This is a genomic window from Streptomyces sp. NPDC086989 (assembly GCF_044745505.1).
Taxonomy (GTDB): Bacteria; Actinomycetota; Actinomycetes; order Streptomycetales; family Streptomycetaceae; genus Streptomyces.
This window is the reverse complement of sequence record NZ_JBIVAL010000009.1, coordinates 1-20,550: the sequence shown is the minus strand read 5'-3', so window position 1 is coordinate 20,550 and position 20,550 is coordinate 1. Positions and strand designations below refer to the sequence as shown.

General features: G+C 71.4%; 23 protein-coding genes and 1 pseudogene. 12 read left to right on the top strand and 12 right to left on the bottom strand.

Translation table 11 applies throughout. The annotated features are described in order from the left end of the window. The first annotated feature begins 138 nt into the window (after positions 1 to 138). From ACIPK4_RS22500 to ACIPK4_RS22490, 3 genes are all read left to right on the top strand, one after another. Positions 139 to 2,556: an Orn/Lys/Arg decarboxylase N-terminal domain-containing protein gene (locus ACIPK4_RS22500; protein WP_402315255.1), complete on the top strand. Its 2,418-nt coding sequence runs from the start codon at positions 139 to 141 to the stop codon at positions 2,554 to 2,556. 109 nt (positions 2,557 to 2,665) lie between these two features. Then, positions 2,666 to 3,157, top strand: coding sequence for a DUF2975 domain-containing protein (locus ACIPK4_RS22495; protein WP_402315253.1), 492 nt, complete (start codon positions 2,666 to 2,668; stop codon positions 3,155 to 3,157). Next, positions 3,157 to 3,420, top strand: a complete 264-nt coding sequence (locus ACIPK4_RS22490) for a helix-turn-helix domain-containing protein (RefSeq protein ID WP_402315252.1) — start codon at positions 3,157 to 3,159, stop codon at positions 3,418 to 3,420. The genes ACIPK4_RS22495 and ACIPK4_RS22490 overlap by 1 nt, the downstream gene beginning before the upstream one ends. 127 nt (positions 3,421 to 3,547) lie before the next feature. On the opposite strand, the gene ACIPK4_RS22485 is transcribed toward ACIPK4_RS22490, so the two are convergent. Both ACIPK4_RS22485 and ACIPK4_RS22480 read right to left on the bottom strand, forming a co-directional pair. Beyond that, positions 3,548 to 4,483: an NADP-dependent oxidoreductase gene (locus ACIPK4_RS22485; protein WP_402315250.1), complete on the bottom strand. Its 936-nt coding sequence runs from the start codon at positions 4,481 to 4,483 to the stop codon at positions 3,548 to 3,550. 72 nt (positions 4,484 to 4,555) lie between these two features. Next, positions 4,556 to 5,200 carry a DsbA family oxidoreductase gene (locus tag ACIPK4_RS22480; protein ID WP_402315248.1) on the bottom strand — a complete coding sequence of 215 codons (645 nt, stop codon included), beginning with the start codon at positions 5,198 to 5,200 and terminating at the stop codon, positions 4,556 to 4,558. Positions 5,201 to 5,348: 148 nt separating this feature from the next. On the opposite strand from ACIPK4_RS22480, the gene ACIPK4_RS22475 reads away from it, so the two are divergent. Next, the gene (locus ACIPK4_RS22475) at positions 5,349 to 5,987 is read left to right on the top strand and encodes a TetR/AcrR family transcriptional regulator (protein ID WP_402315247.1); all 639 of its coding nucleotides are present in this window, start codon (positions 5,349 to 5,351) and stop codon (positions 5,985 to 5,987) included. Between the two features lie 24 nt (positions 5,988 to 6,011). Here ACIPK4_RS22475 and ACIPK4_RS22470 read toward each other — a convergent pair whose 3' ends face one another. Beyond that, positions 6,012 to 6,497 (bottom strand): DUF2809 domain-containing protein, encoded by a 486-nt coding sequence (locus tag ACIPK4_RS22470; protein WP_402315246.1) that lies wholly within the window; start codon positions 6,495 to 6,497, stop codon positions 6,012 to 6,014. 84 nt (positions 6,498 to 6,581) lie between these two features. Here ACIPK4_RS22470 and ACIPK4_RS22465 point away from each other — a divergent pair, with 84 nt between their 5' ends. After that, positions 6,582 to 7,088, top strand: a complete 507-nt coding sequence (locus ACIPK4_RS22465) for a hypothetical protein (RefSeq protein ID WP_402315244.1) — start codon at positions 6,582 to 6,584, stop codon at positions 7,086 to 7,088. A 43-nt stretch (positions 7,089 to 7,131) separates the two neighbouring features. Here ACIPK4_RS22465 and ACIPK4_RS22460 read toward each other — a convergent pair whose 3' ends face one another. The 5 genes from ACIPK4_RS22460 to ACIPK4_RS22440 form a co-directional block, all read right to left on the bottom strand. Further along, on the bottom strand, positions 7,132 to 8,130 hold the full coding sequence (locus ACIPK4_RS22460; RefSeq protein WP_402315243.1) for an endonuclease/exonuclease/phosphatase family protein: 999 nt from the start codon (positions 8,128 to 8,130) through the stop codon (positions 7,132 to 7,134). Between the two features lie 77 nt (positions 8,131 to 8,207). Continuing rightward, complete coding sequence (locus ACIPK4_RS22455) at positions 8,208 to 9,281, bottom strand: M14 family metallopeptidase (RefSeq protein ID WP_402315241.1); 1,074 nt, start codon at positions 9,279 to 9,281, stop codon at positions 8,208 to 8,210. A gap of 14 nt (positions 9,282 to 9,295) precedes the next feature. After that, a complete protein-coding gene (locus tag ACIPK4_RS22450; RefSeq protein ID WP_402315239.1) occupies positions 9,296 to 9,610 on the bottom strand; it encodes a hypothetical protein in 315 nt (104 codons plus the stop codon). Positions 9,611 to 9,756: 146 nt separating this feature from the next. Next, the gene (locus ACIPK4_RS22445; RefSeq protein WP_402315238.1) at positions 9,757 to 10,521 is read right to left on the bottom strand and encodes a TetR/AcrR family transcriptional regulator C-terminal domain-containing protein; all 765 of its coding nucleotides are present in this window, start codon (positions 10,519 to 10,521) and stop codon (positions 9,757 to 9,759) included. Positions 10,522 to 10,589: 68 nt separating this feature from the next. Continuing rightward, positions 10,590 to 10,880, bottom strand: coding sequence for a hypothetical protein (locus ACIPK4_RS22440; protein WP_402315236.1), 291 nt, complete (start codon positions 10,878 to 10,880; stop codon positions 10,590 to 10,592). A gap of 533 nt (positions 10,881 to 11,413) precedes the next feature. On the opposite strand from ACIPK4_RS22440, the gene ACIPK4_RS22435 reads away from it, so the two are divergent. The 7 genes from ACIPK4_RS22435 to ACIPK4_RS22405 all read left to right on the top strand — a co-directional run bounded on the left by ACIPK4_RS22435 (position 11,414) and on the right by ACIPK4_RS22405 (position 17,437). Beyond that, the gene (locus tag ACIPK4_RS22435) at positions 11,414 to 11,698 is read left to right on the top strand and encodes a hypothetical protein (RefSeq protein ID WP_402315234.1); all 285 of its coding nucleotides are present in this window, start codon (positions 11,414 to 11,416) and stop codon (positions 11,696 to 11,698) included. Next, on the top strand, positions 11,691 to 12,626 hold the full coding sequence (locus tag ACIPK4_RS22430; RefSeq protein WP_402315233.1) for a DUF2637 domain-containing protein: 936 nt from the start codon (positions 11,691 to 11,693) through the stop codon (positions 12,624 to 12,626). Before ACIPK4_RS22435 ends, ACIPK4_RS22430 begins: the two co-directional genes overlap by 8 nt. Positions 12,627 to 12,998: 372 nt before the next feature. Further along, positions 12,999 to 13,253: a hypothetical protein gene (locus ACIPK4_RS22425; protein WP_402315231.1), complete on the top strand. Its 255-nt coding sequence runs from the start codon at positions 12,999 to 13,001 to the stop codon at positions 13,251 to 13,253. Positions 13,254 to 13,304: 51 nt separating this feature from the next. Further along, positions 13,305 to 13,652, top strand: coding sequence for a hypothetical protein (locus ACIPK4_RS22420; protein WP_402315229.1), 348 nt, complete (start codon positions 13,305 to 13,307; stop codon positions 13,650 to 13,652). A gap of 196 nt (positions 13,653 to 13,848) precedes the next feature. Beyond that, positions 13,849 to 14,763 carry a helix-turn-helix domain-containing protein gene (locus ACIPK4_RS22415; protein WP_402315227.1) on the top strand — a complete coding sequence of 305 codons (915 nt, stop codon included), beginning with the start codon at positions 13,849 to 13,851 and terminating at the stop codon, positions 14,761 to 14,763. A 181-nt stretch (positions 14,764 to 14,944) separates the two neighbouring features. After that, a complete protein-coding gene (locus ACIPK4_RS22410) occupies positions 14,945 to 15,694 on the top strand; it encodes a restriction endonuclease (RefSeq protein WP_402315225.1) in 750 nt (249 codons plus the stop codon). 195 nt (positions 15,695 to 15,889) lie between these two features. Next, the gene (locus tag ACIPK4_RS22405; RefSeq protein WP_402315223.1) at positions 15,890 to 17,437 is read left to right on the top strand and encodes an AMP-binding protein; all 1,548 of its coding nucleotides are present in this window, start codon (positions 15,890 to 15,892) and stop codon (positions 17,435 to 17,437) included. A 127-nt stretch (positions 17,438 to 17,564) separates the two neighbouring features. Here the strand turns inward: ACIPK4_RS22405 and ACIPK4_RS22400 are convergent, their stop codons facing one another. From ACIPK4_RS22400 to ACIPK4_RS22385, 4 genes and pseudogenes are all read right to left on the bottom strand, one after another. Then, the gene (locus ACIPK4_RS22400) at positions 17,565 to 18,239 is read right to left on the bottom strand and encodes a hypothetical protein (RefSeq protein ID WP_402315222.1); all 675 of its coding nucleotides are present in this window, start codon (positions 18,237 to 18,239) and stop codon (positions 17,565 to 17,567) included. Then, entirely contained in the window at positions 18,236 to 19,564 is a 1,329-nt protein-coding gene (locus tag ACIPK4_RS22395) for a hypothetical protein (RefSeq protein WP_402315220.1), read from the bottom strand. Before ACIPK4_RS22395 ends, ACIPK4_RS22400 begins: the two co-directional genes overlap by 4 nt. 86 nt (positions 19,565 to 19,650) lie before the next feature. Next, positions 19,651 to 20,277 (bottom strand): hypothetical protein, encoded by a 627-nt coding sequence (locus ACIPK4_RS22390; RefSeq protein WP_402315218.1) that lies wholly within the window; start codon positions 20,275 to 20,277, stop codon positions 19,651 to 19,653. Between the two features lie 77 nt (positions 20,278 to 20,354). Continuing rightward, positions 20,355 to 20,550 (bottom strand): annotated as a pseudogene (locus ACIPK4_RS22385) (sulfate ABC transporter substrate-binding protein); the annotation flags it as partial.

Genomic DNA, 20,550 nt, shown 5'->3' with positions numbered 1-20,550 from the left:
TGCTCCACCTGCGGGTGAACCCGCTGTGAAAGATCCCCGCCCAGGGGCCCCGCCGGACCACACTGGCCCGCGCACACCATCTGACACCGGCAGCCGTGAGCGGTCGGCCCGGTGACGACGTAAGGCGGACGGACGGCGATGGCGAACGGAACGGTCATGCTGGCACTGCGGGAGAACCCGCTCGGCGGAGGCGTGAGCGCGGAACAACTGCGCCGCATCGGAAAGGAGTTGGAGAGGCACGGCCTGGAGCTGCGCTGGGCGGCCGACGCCCGGGACGCCCGGGCCACCCTGCAGACCGAGGTGGGCATCGCGGCGGCGGTGGTTGCCTGGGACCTGCCGGCCGGACGCGTCCGCGGCGGCGGATCCCGGGGCACGGGAGCGGACGACGGCTCCGGCGAAGCCGCCGCTCGGGCGGGTGAGGCGGGCGACGACCGGAGCGCTGCCGGCGGCGCCGACGTCCTCGCGCACATCCGGCGCCGGTTCAAGGACCTGCCCGTCTTCCTCGTCATGACCGATGACTCCGAGCACGACCTCGACCGGCTGCCCCTGTGGGTGTCCGAGGCCGTCGTCGGTTACATCTGGCCGCTGGAGGACACCCCCGCCTTCATCGCGGGCCGTGTGGCCACCGCCGCCCGCACCTACCACAAGGAAATCCTGCCGCCCTTCTTCCGGGCCCTGCGCCGCTTCGACGACGCGCACGAGTACTCCTGGCACACCCCTGCGCACTCCGGCGGCGTGGCCTTCCTCAAGTCCCCGGCCGGCCGGGCCTTCTTCGACTACTACGGCGAGCGCCTCTTCCGCAGCGACCTGTCCATCTCCGTCGGCGAGCTGGGCTCCCTGTTCGAACACAACGGCCCCATCGGAGAGGCCGAGCGCAACGCCGCCCGCGTCTTCGGAGCCGAGCGCACGTACTTCGTCCTGCACGGCGACTCCACCGCCGACCGGATGGTGGGCCACTACAGCGTCACCGCGGACGAGATCGCGCTCGTCGACCGCAACTGCCACAAGTCGGTGCTGCACGGCCTGGTGATCTCCGGCGCCCGTCCCGTCTACCTCGTCCCCACCCGCAACGGCTACGGGCTCGCCGGCCCCCTCCCACCCGCCGAGATCGCCCCGTCCGGGGTGGCCGCCCGGATCGCCGCGAACCCGCTGACGCCGGGGGCGGTCTCCGCCGACCCGCAGTACGCGGTCGTGACGAACTCGACGTACGACGGCCTGTGTTACGACACCGTCGCCGCAGCCCAAGCCCTCGCGCCCAGCACCCCGCGGCTGCACTTCGACGAGGCGTGGTTCGCGTACGCCCGTTTCCACCCCCTCTACGCCGGCCGCTACGGCATGGCCGTCGGCCCGGACACCTTCGAGGGGCCGGACCGGCCCACGGTCTTCGCCACCCAGTCGACGCACAAACTGCTGGCCGCGCTGTCGCAGTGCGCGATGGTCCACGTCCGGCCCGCGCCGCGGGCGCCCGTCGAGCACGAACGGTTCAACGAGGCGTTCATGATGCACGGCACCACCTCGCCGCTCTATCCGGCGATCGCCTCACTCGACGTCGCGACCGCGATGATGGACGGGGCGCAGGGGCAGTGGCTGATCGACGAGGCGGTGACCGAGGCCATCCGGTTCCGGCAGGCCGTCGTACGCACCGGCCGTCGCATCGCCGCCGCCGGGGACAGGCCCGACTGGTTCTTCGGCGCATGGCAGCCCGACACCGTCACCGACCCCGCCACCGGGGCCACGATGCCCTTCGCGGAGGCCCCCACCGCCCTGCTCGCCCGCGACCCCGGCTGCTGGCAGCTCGCACCGGGCGCGCCGTGGCACGGGTTCCGCGACCTCGCCGACGGCCACTGTCTGCTCGATCCGGTCAAGGTGACGCTGACCTGCCCCGGTGTGACGGCCACCGGCGCCACCCAGGAGTGGGGCATCCCGGCGCGCGTGCTGACCGCCTACCTCGCCACCCGCGGCATCGTCGTCGAGAAGACCGACAGCTACAGCACGCTCGTCCTCTTCTCCATGGGCATCACCAAGGGCAAGTGGGGCACCCTCATGGACGCCCTGATGGACTTCAAGAACCTCTACGACTCCGACGCCCCGCTCGACGGCGTCCTGCCGGAGCTGGTGGAGCAGTTCCCGCGTCGCTACGCCCGCACGAGCCTGCGCGCCCTGTGCCTGCAGATGCACGAGCACCTCACCCGGGCCGACTTCATCAGCTCTCTCGACACCGCCTTCCAGCAGCTCCCGCTGCCCGTGCACCCGCCCCAGCACTGCTACCGGCAGCTGATCCGGGGCGGTACCGAGCGGCTGCGGCTGGCCGACGCGGCCGGGCGGGTGGCGGCCGCCATGGTGACCGTCACCCCGCCGGGCATCCCGGTCCTCATGCCCGGCGAGTCCACGGGCGCCACCGATGGGCCGCTGCTGCGCTACCTGCGCGCCCTGGAGGCGTTCGACCGGGCCTTCCCTGGTTTCCACAGCGAGGCCCATGGCGTGACGATCGACTCCGAGACGGGCGACTACCTCATCGAGTGCCTGCGCCGGCCGGAGGAGCCGGCCGGCCGCTGACACCTCTCCGGTCCGTGCGCGGACAGGCCGCGGCGCCACCCACCCCAGCCCTTGTTTCGTCTATCGATTTTCGATAGATTCCAATCGTAAGTCGATGGGAGGATGGGTCGTGGGGAAGTTGACAGTGGGGGCGCTGCGCGCCGTGCTCGTGGTGGTGCTCGCCGGCACCGTGGCCGTACAGGCGTTGATGGTGTGGACGTTGGCGTCGGGCGCCGACCCGGAGGACGGGTCGCTTCCGCTGACCGCGTTCCGGGTGATCGTCGTGCTGGGCATGGTGTCGGCGCAGGTCGCCCTGGTCTCCGTATGGCGGCTGGTGGCGATGGTGCGACGCGGGACCGTGTTCTCCCATGCCGCCTTCCGGTACGTGGACGCGGTCATCGGCGCGATCGTGGCGGTGGCCCTCCTGTGGTTCACGGTCACGGCCCTCAATGCGCCGGGCCAGCGGGAGGACCCGGGCGTCACCGTCATCATGGGCGGGATCGGCCTGGCCGTCCTGGGGGTCGCGCTCATCGTGCTCGTGCTGCGGATGCTGCTGGCCCAGGCCGTCGCGCGAGACGTGGAGGCGTCGCAGATGCAGGCCGAGCTGGACGAGGTGATCTGATGCCGATCGCCGTCGACATCGACGTGATGCTGGCGCGGCGGAAGATGTCCGTGGGTGAGCTGGCGGACCGCGTGGGCATCACGCCCGCCAACCTGGCGGTGCTCAAGAACGGCCGGGCCAAGGCGGTGCGCTTCGCCACGCTCGCCGCGCTCTGCGAGGTCCTCGAATGCCAGCCGGGCGACCTGCTGCGCTGGGAGGCCGAGGACGCCGCGGCGGACGACCTGCTCGGCGCCGAAGTGGCATCGCCCGGCACCGCCCCGTGACATGGCGCGCCGCCGCGAACCCCCGTCCTTCCATCTCGGAAGGGCGAGGGTTCGTCGTCGGGCGCGCAGGGGAACGCGGGGGCCGTCGCCGTGGGGTGGGCGGCGGCCTCCTGGAGCGGGGATGCGGTCAGGCGCGGACACCGATGACGGTCTTGCCGCGGGCGCCGCCCCGCTCGACCTTCTGCAGGGCCTCGGAGGCCTCGTCGAGGGGGAAGACCGTCTCGACGATCGGCCGGAGCCGCCCGGCCTCCACCAGGCCGGCGAGGTGGGCCAGCTGCTCGCCGTGCGGGCGCATGAAGAAGCTGCGGGCCCGGACGTTCCACTGGGCCTGCCTGGCCTCGGCGTCCGCCACGGGCACGATCGAGACCAGCGTGCCGCCGGGCTTGAGCACGCCGAAGGACCGCTCCTGGGTCTCGCCGCCGATGGTGTCGAGGACGACGTCGACGTCGGAGACGATCTCGTCGAACTTCTCGGTCCGGTAGTCGATCACCCGGTCGGCGCCGAGCTCGCGGACCAGCTCCACGCTCGCCCCGCCGGCGGTGGCGACGACCTCGGCGCCGAGCTGCTTGGCGATCTGGACGGCGGCGGAGCCCACGCCACCGGCGGCGCCGTGGATGAGCACGCGCGTCCCGGCCCGTACGTCGGCCTGCTCGGTCAGGGCCTGGAGGGCGGTGAGCGCGACCAGGGGCAGCGAGGCGGCCTCCTCGAACGTCAGGCCGGACGGCTTGGCGGCGACCAGGGACTGGTCCACGGCGACGTACTCGGCGAAGGCGCCGCCCACGCGGGGATCGACGCGGGAGAACACCTCGTCGCCCACCGCGAAGCGGGTGACCTCGCCGCCGACCTCGGTCACCACGCCGGCGAGCTCGTTGCCGATGACCAGCGGTCCGGTCGGTTCCCCGGCGCTCAGGAAGCCCTTGACGATCAGGTGGTCCACCGGATTGACCCCGGCTGCGCGGACCTCGATGAGCACATCGCCGGGGCCGACGGCGGGGACGGGCACGTCGGTGACCCGGACGACGTCGCGGACCTGGCCGTATGTGTCGATGACTGCTGCCTTCATGGCGATCTCCTTGATCAAGTCTGTCGGGGTGAGGGTGAGGGTGAGGGTGGGGCTGGGGGAGGGGGAGGGGGATCAGGCGGTGGCGGCGGAGCTGCGCCCGGCCGCTGCGGCCCTCTCCAGGGCGTCGAGCAGGACCTCGGGGCTCTGGGCGCCCTGGAGTACGAACGTGCCGTCGATCACGAAGGTGGGGACCGCCGTGACGCCGAGCGCGGCGGCTTCGCCGAGCTCGGCGTGGACTTCGCCGACTCCCTCGGAGGAGGCGAGGAAGGCCAGGGCGTCGGCGCGGTCGAGGCCGGCCGCCTCGGCGAGCCTCGCGAGGGCCTCGCGGTCGCCGAGGTTCCCGCCGTCGGTGAAGTAATGCGCCAACAGGCGTTCCTTCACCTCGGCCTGACGTCCGTGCCGCCGGGCGAACCAGAGCAGGCGGTGCGCCTGGAACGTGTTGGTGGCCAGGGCGTCGTCCATCCGGAACGTGAGCCCTTCGGCAGCCGCAGCGCCGGTCAGCGGGCCGAAGATGGTCGCGGCGGGGCGGCCGAACTTGCGCTCGTAGACGTCGGCGGACGGCTCCGGCGCCTCGGGCGCCGCGGGGTTGAGCTGGAACGGCCGGTACACGACGTCGACGCCCGCCGCGTCCGGGAAGGCGGCCAGGGCCTTCTCGAAGCGGCGCTTGCCGATGTAGCACCACGGACACACCAGGTCCGAATAGATCTCGACCTTCACGACGCTCGCTCCTGACGGGTCTGTCCCACGGGTGGGTGCGGCTCCGCTCCGGAAGTTCCGGACCGCTCGTTCCATAACGTAGCCGATTCTGGAACGAGCGGTCAAATACGTGCTGCCCCGGCCGCTGACCTTCGCTACCGTGGGGTGCATGGCGAGACCACGCACGTTCGACGAAGAAGCGGTCCTGGACCGGGCGATGATCCTGTTCTGGCGCAAGGGCTACGAGGCGACCGCGATGAGCGACCTCGTGGAGGAGCTCGGGCTGGGCCGCGGATCGATCTATGCGGCGTTCGGGGACAAGCACCAGCTGTTCATCCGGGCCCTCGGCCGCTACCTGGACCACCAGACCCGGCTGCTCGGCACCGCGCTCGACGACAGGCGGCCGGCGCTGCCCCAGCTGCGCGACGTCCTGGGCCGGCTCCTCGCCGCCGACGCGGCCTCCGGCAACGCCGGGTGCTTCAGCGTCAACAGCATCGCGGAGCTGCTGCCGCACGACGAGGAGGTCGCCCAGCTGGCCCGGCGGAACCTCCGTTACGCCGAAGAGGCCTTCACCGCGCAGCTGGAGCGGGCCGCGCGGGACGGGGAGCTCGCTCCTGCCGTCACCCCGCAGCAAGGCGCTCGGCTACTGCTCAACCTGGTGCAGGGCCTGCAGATCATGCGCAAGGTGGACCCCGACCCGGCCCGCGCCGCCGACTGCCTGGACTCCACCTTCGCCCTCTTGCAGCGCCCGTCCGACACCGCCGGGGCACCCGGCGACGGCCCGGTCATGGCCGCAACGGCGCCGTAAGCGGGGCCCGGCGGAGCGGGTCCGTCACCGCCCGGAGCCGTGGCGGCGCTGCCCCCACGGCTTGCTCGGCCGGCCTCGGCGTACGTGGGGACGGCCTGGGCCGGCGCTCCTCAGTGCGGTGTGCACGAGCCAACCGGACGCGCCGCCGACCGCGTACCAGAACAGGTCGGGCGGGTTGAAGGTCGAACCGAGGACGAGGCGGGCGACGGTGCTGTGCCGGGAGAGCTCCGCCGGCACCGGGGTCAGCTGGAGGAACTCGACGAGGCAGCTGGCGGCCAGCGCGCTTCCGGCGGCCCTGAAGGGCGTGATTCGTGGAGCCACCGACACGACCAGGGCGAGCAGCAGGACGGTGTACAGCGCGTCGCCGCCGTACTTGGCCACGCTCCCGGTCGCCAAGGCCCTGAGCCCCAGGCCCAGTCCGACGGTGACCGCCGCAGCGGCCGCTGCTGTCAGACGGGTGCGAGCCGGGTCGACGGCGGCACGCTCAAGGGTTCCGAGCGGGAGGGTCACAGGGCCATACGATAATCACGACCGGGCACCTCTCAGAACCGTCCCCCGGAGACGGAGGCCTTTCGACGAACAGGAGAACTCGCCGTGACGGGCCTCGAATTCCTCGCCTCCTTCATCAAGACCGGGCGCCTGCACCACGGCATCGGCATCGGCTCCACCCTCGGTGAGGCCGACCGTGTCCTGCAGCACCGCTGCGTCGATGTCGTCGGCGAGGACGGCCTCTCCCTGCGCCGCGACTACGGGTTCGTCGAGCTCTACTTCAATCCGGGGGAGGAGTGGGTGATGTCCGGCGGCTCCATCGAGCTCCACCGCCTCGCGAACGCCCCCGAGTCCGCGGCGCCCTGGGCCGCAGGCACGGGCGTCGAGTTCACCCGGTACACCGCCTGGGCGGACGTACGGGAGGCGCTGTCGGAGGTCCCTCCCGCCCCGGAGTTCACCGTCACCGATCAGGGCGGCTTCGTCGAGTACCGGGCCGAGGCGTCGTGCGTCTCCGTCCTCGTCGTGGACGACGAGGACGACGAGAGGGGCTACCACGCAGGGCACGGGGACGTGTGGAGCATCAGCCTCTGGGCACCCGTCCGGGCGATGTGATCCCCGGTTCAGGACCCGCGGCCGTCCACTCCGGCCGGGCGGCTCAGTCGAATTCGAACGTGGCGACGACAGGGGCGTGGTCGGACTCCGGGAATTTGTCGTCGGTGGCGAAGGCGAGCGAGTCGTCGTGGAGGATCTCGTTGTGGATCTCCGAGCCGCGGTAGTGGGCCAGGATGTTGCGGGTGACGAGCATGTGGTCGAGCATCTGGCCCTGGCCGTGGTGGAAGAGGGTGTAGCGGGCGTCGCCCGGGACGGTGCGTTCGATGGGAACGAGGACGTGCGGGGCGAGATCGCCGTTGTTGGTGTCTTCGACGTTGCCGCAGATCGCCAGGACCGGAACCTCCTCCGGCTCGGCGTTGAAGTCACCGGTGACCACGATCCGCGCGTCGGGGTCGTCCTTGAGGATCTGGTCTACGAGGCGCCGTACTTCCAGGGCCTGGCTCATGCGCTTCATGGACGACAGGAAGCTGCCCTCGGCCCAGGCGTCGGCGCTGCGCCAGTTGCCCTTCTTCGGGTCGATCACCTGACCGGGGATCTCGCTGGGGATCTTCGACTTCAGGTGCACGGTGATGACGTGCAGCAGGCTGCCGGGTGCCGCGTGGTCGATGTCGATCTGAGCGTGCAGGATCGGACGTTCGACTCCGATGGGGATCGGCTGCGGGTCGGGGGGTATCGCGGTGAGCCGCTGGTAGCGGGGCTCGGCGACGAGGTCGTTCTTCAGCTGTTCGTGCTTGATGACCGGCAGGTGGGTGGCGATGACCAGGTTGCGGAAATCGAAGACGGCGTCGTCGTCGGGTTTCGTGCTGACCAGCACGGCCCCGTCGAGGTTGGTCCCGTCGAGCAGTTCCTCGAGGGCCAGCAGTGCACGCGGTTGCCCGGGGCGCTCTTGGCCGTGGACTTCCTGGAAGCAGGCGATGTCAGCGCGCAGTCGCTTGATCTGCGGTTTCATCAGCGTGATGCGCTCGGCCAGGGTCGGGCGCGTGCCCGGCGCGGTCTCGTCGAAGTTTTCCAGGTTGAACGTGGAAATCCGGATCTGTGTCATGGGTGCTCCCAGGACGTGTGGAGGAAGCGGTTCGGGTCTGTGGGCAGTCACACCGCGGGAGACAGGCACGTCGTCGGCTAGGTGGCAGCGGCCAGGCAGAACTCCACGAGACCGGCGTCGACATCGAGGACGATCTTCTTCATCTCCGTCCACGGCGGTTGGAAGGCCATTCCCCATTCGACCGTGAAGGCGAGGATCTTCTCCTCGTCCCGGCCCGAGAGGATGTGGCGGGCGTAGGCGTAGTCGTCGCTGGTACCGCACGTCGGGTACAGGTCGAACGCCGACTGGGGGGTGTATTCGGTGCCGCGTACGCCCTTCAGGGCCTCGCAGAACCGTGCGGCGAGGACCGCGGAGTCGTCGGCGTCGTCCTCGTCGATGAACTCGGCGTAGACCAGGCCGTCCTTCAGCCCGCGTTTGCCGTCGAAGAGGGGGTTGCGGAAGTTCTTGGCCGGGTCGACGGACTGGTTCTGGTCGTCGCCCCATACGAACAGCATCTTCTGGGTGTAGCTGTGCACGTCGATGAACCAGTGGGTGCGGACGAAGTGGTCCAGCAACCGCCGGACGTTGCGGGTCTCCACCTCCGAGAAGGGCTCGGGTCCCTGGTAGACCTGGTTGATGTCCGCGGGGTCGTCCGAGACGTGGACCGGGGCCAGCGGATGGAAGGCGGTCCGGAAGTCGAAGAGGTGGTCGTAGTTGCGGTTGAGGTCGACGCCGACCGCGGCCGGATCGCCACCGGACTGTGCCGGATTGCGGTTGCGCCGCCACATCGGGTCGACGGTCTGGCTGTAGTGCCGGCCGTCCGGGTTGGCGAGCGGGAAGACGACGACGTCGAGTTCCTCCAGGATCGTGCGCACCTGGGCGGAGGTGAAGCTCGTACCGCCGTAGGCGAGTCCCGTACCGCCGGCGTGTGCGTGCAGCAGGTCGGCGGCGAGGTTGACCAGGATCTCGCAGCTGCCCCATTCGCGGGCGTGCACGCCTCCGACCAGGACGACGGCGGGCTTCGGCTGCTGGTGGTGCGTGCCGATGCGCAGGGCGTGGCAGGTCCGGCCTTCGAAGGTCGGCTCGGGCAGTTCGATGAGATCGGCCGTCGGGAACGCGGCGGCCAGGCTGGTCACGCCGGATTCGACCTCGGTGGTGTTCAGGTACGGCATGGCGGCCCTACCTCCTAGATGTCCCGCACCTTGAGTGCGAGCCCCTGCGGAACCGCGTCCTCGGGGGCGAACCGGTCGCCTTCGCCCACCTCGGCCTGGCGGGCCCGTCCGGTGGCGGTGGCGTCCTCGACGGTTTCGAGCGACACGCGGTCGCGGGCCAGGGCCTCGCGCTGTTCGGGTGACACGTAGGCATCGAAGGTCAGGCTGCCGTCCGCGTTCTGGCGGACGCGGCCGCCGATGTCGGGACGGTGGTCGCGCAACAGGTCGCGCAGGGTTTCCGCGTCCTCGGCCGTGACACGGACACGCAGGACGGTGTACTCGCTGGACATGACGGGCCCCTCTCGGGCGCCGCCGGGCCTCGGACCGGCCACGCCGGCCCGGCCGCGGGACGGCGCGTTCACGACGGGCGGACGAGCGGCGAGGACGCATTCCGGATGGGCTGTGTACGCTTACGTCCGATGTGTACCTCGTATCCTCAGCGTGCGCTCCCCTCATAGAACGAGTCAAGAGGCGGCTCGGGCATCCCGCTCAGGAGGCTGTCGAGGCCGGCGATCAGCTCCTGCTCGTCGTCGTACTCGGCGAGCTGCGGGACCAGCGCGCGCAGGCGGGGGTACTCGGCGGCGGGCAGCCGGTGCAGGCCCAGGCGCAGCAGGAAGTCCGGTTCCTGCGGATCGTCGACCACCTGGCGCTTGTCCACCAGCAGGCAGCCGAGGTTCCAGGCCACGAAGGCGCGGTAGACCGTGAGCGCGGTGGCGTCGTCGAATCCCGCCCGCGCGAGTACGGCCAGGATGTGCTCGGTCAGTTCGAGGGCCGGCGCCGGTCTCCGGGCCACCGGTACGGCGAGCGGGCGGGTGGCCACGACGGGCAGGAGCTCGCGGTGGGCGTGCACGGACGCCGCGAAGGCGCGGGCGATCCGGCGCAGCTCGGCGCGCCAGGCGGGAATGCCACAGGAGTCGCGGGAGGCGGCGGGGGCAGGGCCGGAAGGGCCGCCGCAGGGGTCGGCCGTGGCCCGCAGCCGCTGGTTGACCTCGGTGAAGAAGGCCTCGACCAGGCCGTCGAGCAGGGCTTCCTTGCTGGCGGTGTACCGGTAGATCGCCATGGGCTCGACGCCCAGGTCGGTGGCCAGCCGGCGCATGGTCAGCGCCGCGAGCCCCTCCCGGTCCACGAGGGCGACGGCCGCGGCGAGCACCCGCGGGCGGTTCAGCCGTTCGCGCTTCTCCCTGGTGCCCGGCTCGTCCATATTCCGACCTGCCGACGGATGCCGCCCTGCGGGCGTACGGATACTTAGTAAAGTAATCCATTATTGCACTAAACAGCGTATGCATCCTGATAGTGGACATCCGCGCCCCCCTCGAACGCGCTCTCCGCCAGGGGGCCCGCCGCGGTCATGGCAGCCGGCGAGGCGACGGGGGACGCCGCCGACTCGTGCCGGACGAGGGCGCACGCCGCACAGGCCGGCCCGCCGACCGGGATGACGGCCGTCTCCCTCGGGGCCACGGCCGCGCCCCCACGCCCGGGGTGCATCGCTTCCACATGGCGGGACAGGACGTCCTTGAAGAGCTCCGCGCGTTGCAGCTCCCGGCTGTCCATGTGGTGCATGCCCCCCACCCCCGATGACGTCCAAGCGGTGATTGCGGTACCCAATACGGCGCAGGCCAGCACGATCCACATAAGGGCGTTCGGCACAACGGTTCCTTTCCCGGGATGAGGTGAGGGGTCTGTGGCCGGACCTCCGGCGACACCACGACATAACGCAGCGGCATATGACGAGTTGCGCAGCGTCAGCCGATTGCAGTCATGTGCGCCCCTCCGCCGGATGGGGGCGCGCGCCGGAGCGTGAGCGCCGCGCGACCGGGCGAGTGCGCGTTGTCGGCCGGCCGGGTGGGAGGGCACACACAGCAGGCGGAGGATCCCGAGGTGCACCAGATCGCTACGGCGCCACCGGCCGTCCCGGACGGAACTGCAGCTCGCGCAGTGTGGGGCGGCGGACCCGATGTGTTCTGCGCATGTGCAGAACCGATAAAAGACACCGGTCAACCCGTGCCCGATCCGCCACCCTCACCTGCTTGGAGCACACCCTCCCCGGCGCCCGAAGCGTTGGTTGGACTATGACAACAGCAAACAACTCGGCAATGTTTTCGCAGGGCATGAAGGACGAGGGCGGCAGCGCCCGCGCCGGGGCCGCAAGGTTGGGGAACTGGACCTACACGCCGGCCTCGACGCCGTGGGCGGTCGACGAAAACGGTGTGCTGTGCCACGAGGGGCGGGACATCGACCTGCACTACTCGTCCACGGTCTTCGAGGATTTCCTCGACGCGATGAGCGCGATCGAGTACGACTTCACCCGGCGGTTCCAGGGAGCGGCTCCGGCCGAGCCGTCCGTCGACGAGCGATCCGGGCGGAACTCCCATGTATGAGTACGGCCATCACGACGTCAGCGGTTTTCCCATGCAGCCGGACGTCCCCGGCTTCTGGCCGGGGCCGGGGGCGGATCCCGGGCAACAGGCAGTCCAGGACGGGCAGCCACCACTCGTCGGTCAGCCGCTTCTGGGGCAACAGCTCTTCGGGCAGCGCGAAGTGAACTGTGCCTGGGATCCGGCGGAAGAGCTGGCCCAGCTCCTCCAGGAAGCCGGAACCCCTGCCCAGGCGGATCCGTTCGACTGGATCCCAGAGGACGGCGGCAAGACGGTCCATGTCGCCGGCAGCGCCACGGGCCTGCACCGGAACACCCACGAGGGGCCGCGCTCGGAGACCCCCCACGGACACCGCCGGGTTCCGCCCAAGGAGGCGATGCTGACCCTCTTCCGAACGGGCAGCCTCTTCTCCGCCTTGCTGGTCGCGGTCATCGCCGCCGTGGTGAGCCTCTTCAGCGGTCTGGCCGTCGCCGACGCCCTGCGCCACAGCGCCGGGCCCCACACCACGCACGACGTCGTGAGCTGGTGGCCCCTGTTGATCTACGGGCCCTGGGTGGTCGCCTCCCTGTCCATTCTCCGGGCCGCCCTACACCAACGCCGGGCCGTCCACTCCTGGGCCATCGTTCTCCTGTTCTCCACCCTCGCCACCCTGTTGTGTGTGGCTCAGGCACCCAGGACGTTCGCCGCGCAGGCGGCAGCCACCCTTCCACCCGTCGCGGCACTGGCCTGCTTCCAGCAACTCGTCCGCCAGATCACGCTCACCCGACCACCCCGCCATCCCGTCCCGCGCCACCGCAACCGGAACACCCCGCCGCTGCGGCCCACCCCCGCACCGAGCACCCCGGTCACGCCCGTTCCCAACTACCTCATGCCGGACCACAAAGCCGGCGGGCATTCCGCTCCCGGCTACAGAATTCGCTACGGGGCGTAAGAGGGCCCCGCGCAGACCGGCGCCACAGGAACGCGGCGCCCGGCAGCCGGACGTCTTTGAGGTGTCGGACAACTGGCTCCTTCCCCGGTTCCCGGGAGCGTGATCACTTTCATCTCAGGAACGAAGATCCAAACCGATAGGTCACGGGCGGTGCCCGGTCTCAGCCCTACGGGTCTGCCGCAGCGGACGGCCGAGGTCAGGCCGTCGAGGTCCGAACCGCGCCCAACCGGCACAAAGTCGGCCGAACCGGCGCGCCCATCCCAGGCCGGCCATCGTGCACCGGGACCCCTGCACGAGCAACCCTGCCCACGTGGAACCCTGCCCCGACGCCGAGCGCGGGCGGGGACCCCCCGTCTCCGAGAGGACATCAGCATGCTTCACGACCTCGACCGCGCCGAGCGCATCCGGTACGAGCGGCTCCAGGACGCCGCGTACCAAGCCGGTGAGGAGGCCGTCGTCAAACTCCGGGCCGCACTGGCCCTCGCAGGCCTGGTCCTTCCCTCACTCAGCAACGACGGGCCGGTGGGCTGCCGTGGTCTGGTCCGGCTCGGAGGCTGCAGCACCGACGTCGCGAACCGACTCGCCGAGATCGTCGCAGCCGGCGCGGACGTCCTGCAGAACGGATAGCCCACCGGCCGACCTGGTCGCCACAAGTGACCGACCCGCGGAGGTTCTTGAATGCATGAGCGGCAGCCTTCCCCCCACGACCCGAAGGTCCCCAGAAGGACGTTCGACCCCTACCGGTTCCCGGGCATACGGGGCTGGGCGGACACCGGGCAGCCGAGCTCCGGTTGCCCGCAAGCCCCTCCGCCCGCGGGTGACAGCCCTCCGGGCGACCGCCCCCCGCGCGACCCGGCTCCGGGCGTCCCGAGTCCCGAGGACCGCAGACGACTCGAGCTCCAGGCGTGCCTCACCGCGGCCGGCGTACCGCCGCACGCCGGCGACCTCCACGCCATCGAAGTGCTCTCCATGATCGACGACGCCACGAACGCGGCGATCCGACGCTGGATCTGCGGCGCCCACTGACCGGGGCCCGGCACACGCCGCACAGCACAGCCTGCCGTACAACGCCTCCGTCGCCGCGCCGTGTTAGTCCGAACAGGTGGTGCTCCTCGTGCGAATGCGTCGGCTGCCGGAGCGGGTATGCAGAATGCGTTTGCCGGAGTCGGCCGTGGGGCGAGGGGGGCCTGCGAGAGGTCCTTGAGCTGGAGGTGCACCGCCGGTGTCGGCGAACGGAAGTCCCACGGTCAGAAGGCGCCGCCTCGGCGCGGAGCTCCGCAGCCTTCGGCGGGCGGCGGGAATGACCTCCATGCAGGTGGCGAAGCACCTGCTCGTGTCGCAACCCAAGATCAGTCTCATCGAGACGGGGCGGCGCCCGATCAATCCGCGTGACGTGCGCGATCTGTGCCGGCTCTACGGAGTCAGCGAACCGGGGGTCGTCGATTCGCTGATGCGCATGGCGAAGGAGTCGGCCCGTCAGGGGTGGTGGGTGGCCTGCGGGGACGTCCCCTACGGCGTGTACATCGGGCTGGAGACGGAGGCGGCCGCCATCCACTCCTACGAGCCGCTGGTGGTCCCCGGTCTGCTGCAGACCAGGGCCTACGCGGCCGCGATCATCGCGGAATCGATCCCCTGCCCGCCGGTGGAACAGGCCGCGGTCCGCCTCGACGTGCGGCTGAGGCGTCAGCACCGCGCACATCACCCCGCCCGCCCACTCCGCTTATGGACGATCCTGGACGAATCCGTACTGCACCGCATCATCGGCAACCGAGAGGTCATGCGTGAACAGCTGGAGCACCTGAACGCCCTCGGTGCCCAGCCGCACATCACCGTGCAGGTCCTTCCCCACAGCGCCGGAGCACACCCGGGGGTCACGGGACAGTTCTCCACCCTGACGTTCCCCGACGGCGATGCGGGTGTCGTCTATCTGGAGCGTTTCACCGGCGATCTTTACGTGGAGAAAAACGCCGACCGGCGCATCTACCACATCATGTACGACCACCTCCAGGCACAAGCCCTGAACCCCATCGACTCCCGGTACGTGATCGAAGACATGATCAAGACGTACACCCGGGCCGCTCCGCCCTCCCGTGTCAGACCGCCCGCGGAGCGAGCGGCTTCCATGGCGGGAGTCTGAGCGGGGGTGCGACCGCCGGGCGGAAGCGGGCCGAACCCGCCGCGACCGGCCCTCCTGCGATGAGGCGGTTTGAGACCCGGGATCGCGGCGATACGGGCGTCGAACAGTGTTCGGCGTCCGCCGAGTTCCCGATCCGACGCGGGTCGCGGGCCTTGGCGCGCACAGGGGGAGGGAACCTCGTATGACCACACCTGACGAGGAAGCGCCCGCGTCCGTGCGGGGCACCGGGCTGGGGCGCGACGTGGTGCTGGCCGTCGGGCTGTTGGGCATCGGCATCGGCGGCCTGACGGCCTTCGTGAAGGCCGCTCCGGCGAGCTGGGCCGGGCTTCCGCTGCCGCCGATCGCCGCTCTGGCCGTCTTGCTGCTCGGCGGGGTACTGGCGAAGTGGAGCATCGCTCCCGGCCGGCTCCGCGCCCGGCCACCGCGTCCTGCGGTGCCGCCGGCCGGCCGTGCAGCGCCCTCGCCGGGCGTCCCCGATGTGGGGAGTGAGGCCCTCGACCACGCCGCGGTCGACGCGGACGGCTTCGAGCACACGGTGGCCGCCCTGTGCGCACGGGACGGATGCACCTCGGTGGAGGTGGTCGGGGGCGCGGGCGACCTGGGCGCCGACGTCCTGGCGACGACGGCGGACGGGCGGCGGGTGGTGCTCCAGTGCAAGCACTACTCCGAGGACAACCGGGTCGGCTCCCAGGACCTCCAGCGGTTCGGCGGCACCTGCTTCGCCGTCCACGGGGCCGATGTCGCGGTCCTCGTCACGACCGGTTCCCTCACGGCGCCCGCGGCCGAGTACGCCGAAACCTGCGGGATCCTCTGCGTCGACGGCGAGGCCCTGGCCGCGTGGACCGAGCAGGAGGTGCCTGCGCCGTGGGAGGAGAGCGCGCGTCGGCCCGCACCGAGCCCGTCCGCCCCGACCCGGGGCGCATCGTCATGACCTTCACGACGGCGGTCTGACAGCCGTACCGGCCTCCGAGCGGTGGTTGGCCGGCCGGGTGGCGCCCCACTGGACGGCCGGCGGGAGCGGCGGACGAGCGCGCGGGCTGGCCGGAAGTCGGCGTTCGGTTTGAGCGTGTGGATCACCGATCGCTACCCTCCTGCTAGTTGCTCAAGTCAACCAATAGGGACCGGCATGCACGACACCACCGAACACTTCCACAGCCACGTGGAGGAGATCCTTGACGCCCTGGGGAGGGAACCGGGCCGTGAGGCCCTGGTACACGGGGCCCGGCGGGTGAGCGCGGGCGAGTTACGCGGCCTCGCCCACGGCATGGCCCGGGCGCTGCAGGCGCGGGGTGTGAAGCGCGGCCAGACCGTCACCCTCCTGGCCGGCAACCTTCCCGAGACGATCGCGGCGCGCTACGCCGCCGGGCTGCTCGGCTGCGCCGTGAACCACCTCTACGGCGGCCTTTCGGCCGATGTCCACGCCGACATCCTCCGCGACGTCGAGACCCGCGCGCTGATAGTCGACCCCGCCTACCGCGAACGCGCCGCCGATCTGGCCCAGCGGGTGCCCTTGGAACAGGTGCTGCTCCTCGGCGGGGGTGCGGGCCGGGATCCGGACCTGGTGCAGCTCGCCGCCGGGCAGTCCACGGAGGTCTTCGCGGGCGAGGCACAACCGGAGGACATCTGCACCATCCGTCACACCGGGGGGACCACCGGTCATCCCAAGGCCATCTGCACCACGTTCGAGCAGTGGGTGTCGGTCGGGCCGGACTGGTGGGAGCAGGGGCAGGCCAGGGCCCTCGTGTGCACCACCCTCGCCCACGCGGCGGGCATCATGGCGGACACCACGCTGCACCGCGGCGGCACCGTCGTCCTGCTGGACGAGTTCGAACCCGGCGCCGTGCTCGACGCGATCGAGCGCGAGCGCATCACCCACACGTTCCTGCTGCCGCCGCTCCTCTACCAGTTGATGGACCACCCGGGGATCGACCGCGCCGACACCTCCACCCTGCGCATGCTCACCTACGGGGGCTGCGCGTCCTCCCCGGCCCGCCTCGCGGCGGCGGTCCGGCGCTTCGGCCCCGTACTGAACCAGTTCTACGGACAGAACGAAGCGGGCGGTATCAGCGTGCTCTCCCCCCAGGACCACGATCCGCGACGTCCTGAGCTGCTGCGGACCGCCGGGAAGATCATGGACGGCGTCGAGGTCTCCGTCCGCGACTCCGACGGACGGCACCTGCCCGCAGGCGAGCACGGCGAGATCTGCGTACGGTCCCCGCAGGTGATGAAGGGCTACTGGAAGCAGCCCGAGCTCACCGCGGAGGTACTGCGGGACGGCTGGCTGCACACCGGTGACATCGGCTTCGTCGACACGGACGGCTACGTCACGATCGTGGACCGGCTGAAGGACATGATCGTGGTCGTGGGAGGCCACGTGTACACGGTGGAACTGGAAGACGTGCTCAACTCGCACCCGCAGGTCCTGCAGAGCGCAGTGCTGGGAGTCCCCGACGCCAGCCTCATGGAGCGGGTCCACGCGGTCGTCGTCCGCACGCCGGACGCCGAGGTCGGCGAGGACGAACTGCGCGCCATGGTGCGGGACAGGAAGGGGGCCATGTACGAGCCCGCCAGCATCGAGTTCGTGGACGCGCTGCCCCTGACCGACGTGGGCAAGCCGGACAAGAAGCTGCTGCGCGCCAGGGCCGCCGCCATGGCCCCGACCCCGCGCCCGTAACGGTCGTCCAGCCGGGCCGCACGGCGGCGGTCGGTGTGCTGCAGTCCTGCGAACTCGTCGGCGACGGCGAGCGCGAGCCGCAGATCCGGCCGGCTGTGGCCGGCGCCTGAGACCGTCTTCCCGATGCCTATCCGCGGCCCCACCGGACCGGCGGCAGCGGCGGTTGGGGTGGGCCGGGCGGCGGGGGAGGCGGCCCGTGCGGCATCGGCGGCCCGAGGGGCAGCAGATCGATCGGCTCGCGCAGGCGCAGCATGGCGGGGAGGTCCAGCCGCCCCTCGCGCGAGGCCACCACGGCATCCCGTACCGCGAGCCCGGCCTCCACCGTGCAGTGCCCGCTGTGGGCGGCGACGAGCAGGCCGTCGCGGACGACCCCGACGAGCGCGCTGATCCGGAAGAGCACGGTGAGGTGCACGTCCACGGTGGCGGCCCGGGCCCCGTCCACGAGGAGGTCCACCGACGGGTGGTGCGCGGAGCTGATGGTGTGGGTGGCCAGGGCGACGACCTCCTCGCTGCCGGGGGACCCGCGCGTGCGCCGCGCCGCCTCCTTGAGGGCCTTGTACTTGGTCCAGCCGGAAGCCACCAGGGAGACGAGGTCGAGGTCGAGGAAGCCGTTGACGACGGTCGCCAGCTCACGCCCCACGGCCCGGTCGGCTGCGCTGGTCAGGCCGTGCACGCCCGGGAGGAGGCCCGTCACCGCATCATGGGCCTGCAGCGCGTCGGCTAGTGCTTCGGCGGCCCGCTCCCCGGGACCGAGCAGCAGGTCCCGGACGGTGAGTGGCTCGGCGACAGGGGCCGTGGTCATGGGTCCTCCTCCAGGGTCTGGTCACCCGGGTCCGGGTGTGGTTCCAGCCGTACGGAGCGGGTCGGCGGGCCGGTCTCGGAAGGCTCGGCCACCTCCGTCACCGCGGGGGCCGGGCGCAGCCGGGAACCGAGGTGGTCGTCGACCCACCGCGGACCGCGGTGGCGGTGGCGGTGGCTGAGGAACGCGGATCCGGCGAGGGCGAGCAGGGCCGCTCCGAGCAGGCTCGAACCGACGACCAGACCGACGGGGACCGGGCCGTCGGTGGGGACCGGCGTCGGGGTCGGCGTGGGCGGAGCCGGAGGCGTCGGCGTGGGAGGCGTGGGCGTGGGCGTGGGCGGGACCGGAGCACCGCCGGTCACCGTGAACGCCGCCTCGGCACCCACCCCCGTGTCGTCGGTGCATGCGGCCCGTACGGTGTACGCGGCCTCGGCCGTGTCGGGCGCCACGTCGAAGGCGGTGTGGAAGGTGCCGTCCGCTGCGGGAGCCACCGTCGTCCACTGCTTCCCCTCCCATGTCAGGGCCACCTCGGGGCAGTCGAAGCCCGAACCGGACACGGCCACGGTGCCGCCCGGCGCCAGCGCGGGGGGATCGAGCGTCACCTCCGGCTGCGGCTCGGGGGCATCGGTCACCGTGAACCGCTGCCCGGCGGAAACCTGCTCGTGCCCGACGCAGGTTGCGGTGACCGTGTGGTCCGAGGCGTCCGCGTCGGAGGGAACGGCGAACCGGGCCGTGAACGAGCCGCCGTCCACCGTGACCTCCGCCGGCGTGACGCCGGGGAGCGGGCTGCCGTCCCACGTCAGTGCGACCGTACCGGCCCGGCCCTCGTCCGCGGTACAGCCGTCGAACCCGGATCCGGTCACGGCGACCGAGGCCCCCACGGCACCCTCGGCCGGGTCCAGGGCCAGGGCCGTGGGCACGGGAGCGGGCACCACCTGGAAGTCGGCGGTCGCCCTGACCTTGGAGTTGGCCCTGCAGAGCGCGGTGACGCCGTAGCCGCCCGCGGTCGCACCGGACGGAACCGTGACGTCGGTCGCGAACTCGCCGTCCGCGTCGGCCGTGACGACGCCGAGGCTGTCTCCGCCGTTCCCGGTGATGTCGATCTCGGCCGGCAGGCCGTCGGTCGTACAACGGAAGAACCCGTGGCCGTGGACCCCCACCCTGCTGCCCGGCGGGCCCTGCGACGGATCGAGCGTGAGGGACCGCGCCACCGCGGCCCGGACCGGCGAGGTCGCAGCAGGGGCGGAAGGGGGCGCGCCCCACGCGAACGCCGTGCTCAACAGCACCGCGATCAGCGAGCGGACCGCCCATGGGGCAAAGGGAAGCATGGCCCTCCGTGAGCTGCCTCCATTGTCCCCCGGCCACCGCCGACCCGCCTGCGCCGCCCGATGCACCCCGCCCGCCGGCGGACGGATCAGACGTGCGGCGATTCACCGGCGGCCGGGCGCCGGCCCCCGAGGGAGGCGACCAATGCGTCCGCCACCGTCTCTGCGTCCGCCTGCGCAACGTCCGCCGGGTATTCCGGCAACAGGTCGTCCCAGACGGGCAGCCACGACCCGTACAGCTGGGCCTGTCCTTCGGGTCGGGCGAAGAACCAGATGTGCAGGTGTGCGCCGCCGTCTCCGATGCGGTAGACGTGGGCTCGCGAGATGTGGGGCAGGGCCTGCACGTGGCGGACGATGTGTGTGGACAGGACGCCCAGCTCGGCCGCCAGTTCATCGGGCAGGTCGGCCATGTCGTAGTGGTCACGCGGATGCAGCATGAGCACCAGCGGCACACCGACTCCCGTGATCCGGGAGAGTCGCCAACTGTCGTTCAGCCAGATCCCGTTGTCTCGTTCGCGGCACTCCTGGCAGTCCGATGGGTCCTCGCCGTGTCGCGGAGGTTCGGGCAGGACCGGTGGACGCAGCGACGCGACGCGCAGGCCGTCCGGTTCGAACGGGCTGATGTCCCAGCCCGTCATGCGCGCGAGGGGGAGCCGGCGCTCCCCGTCCGCGGCGGTGAGGGCGTGGTCGTAGAACTCGTCAGGTCGCATGGCCATGATCTACAGACTAGTTCGGGCCTGCCGCCGGGTGAAGCCCGCGCCCGGGTGGGTGCCCACCCGGGCGCCGTACGGGCTTACTTGGCGCCGAGGCCGGCGTCGGTGACTTCGGGCTTGCCGGCTGCCTTGAGGACCTTGTTGAGGAGGGTGAGGTCGTAGATGCCGGTGAGGTCGGGCTGTTCGATGAGCTTGGCCTTGACCGCCCAGTCGGATTCGGTCTTCAGGGTGGTGGCGAGGGGGTCGTCGGTGACGAGGATGCTCTTCCAGGCGGGG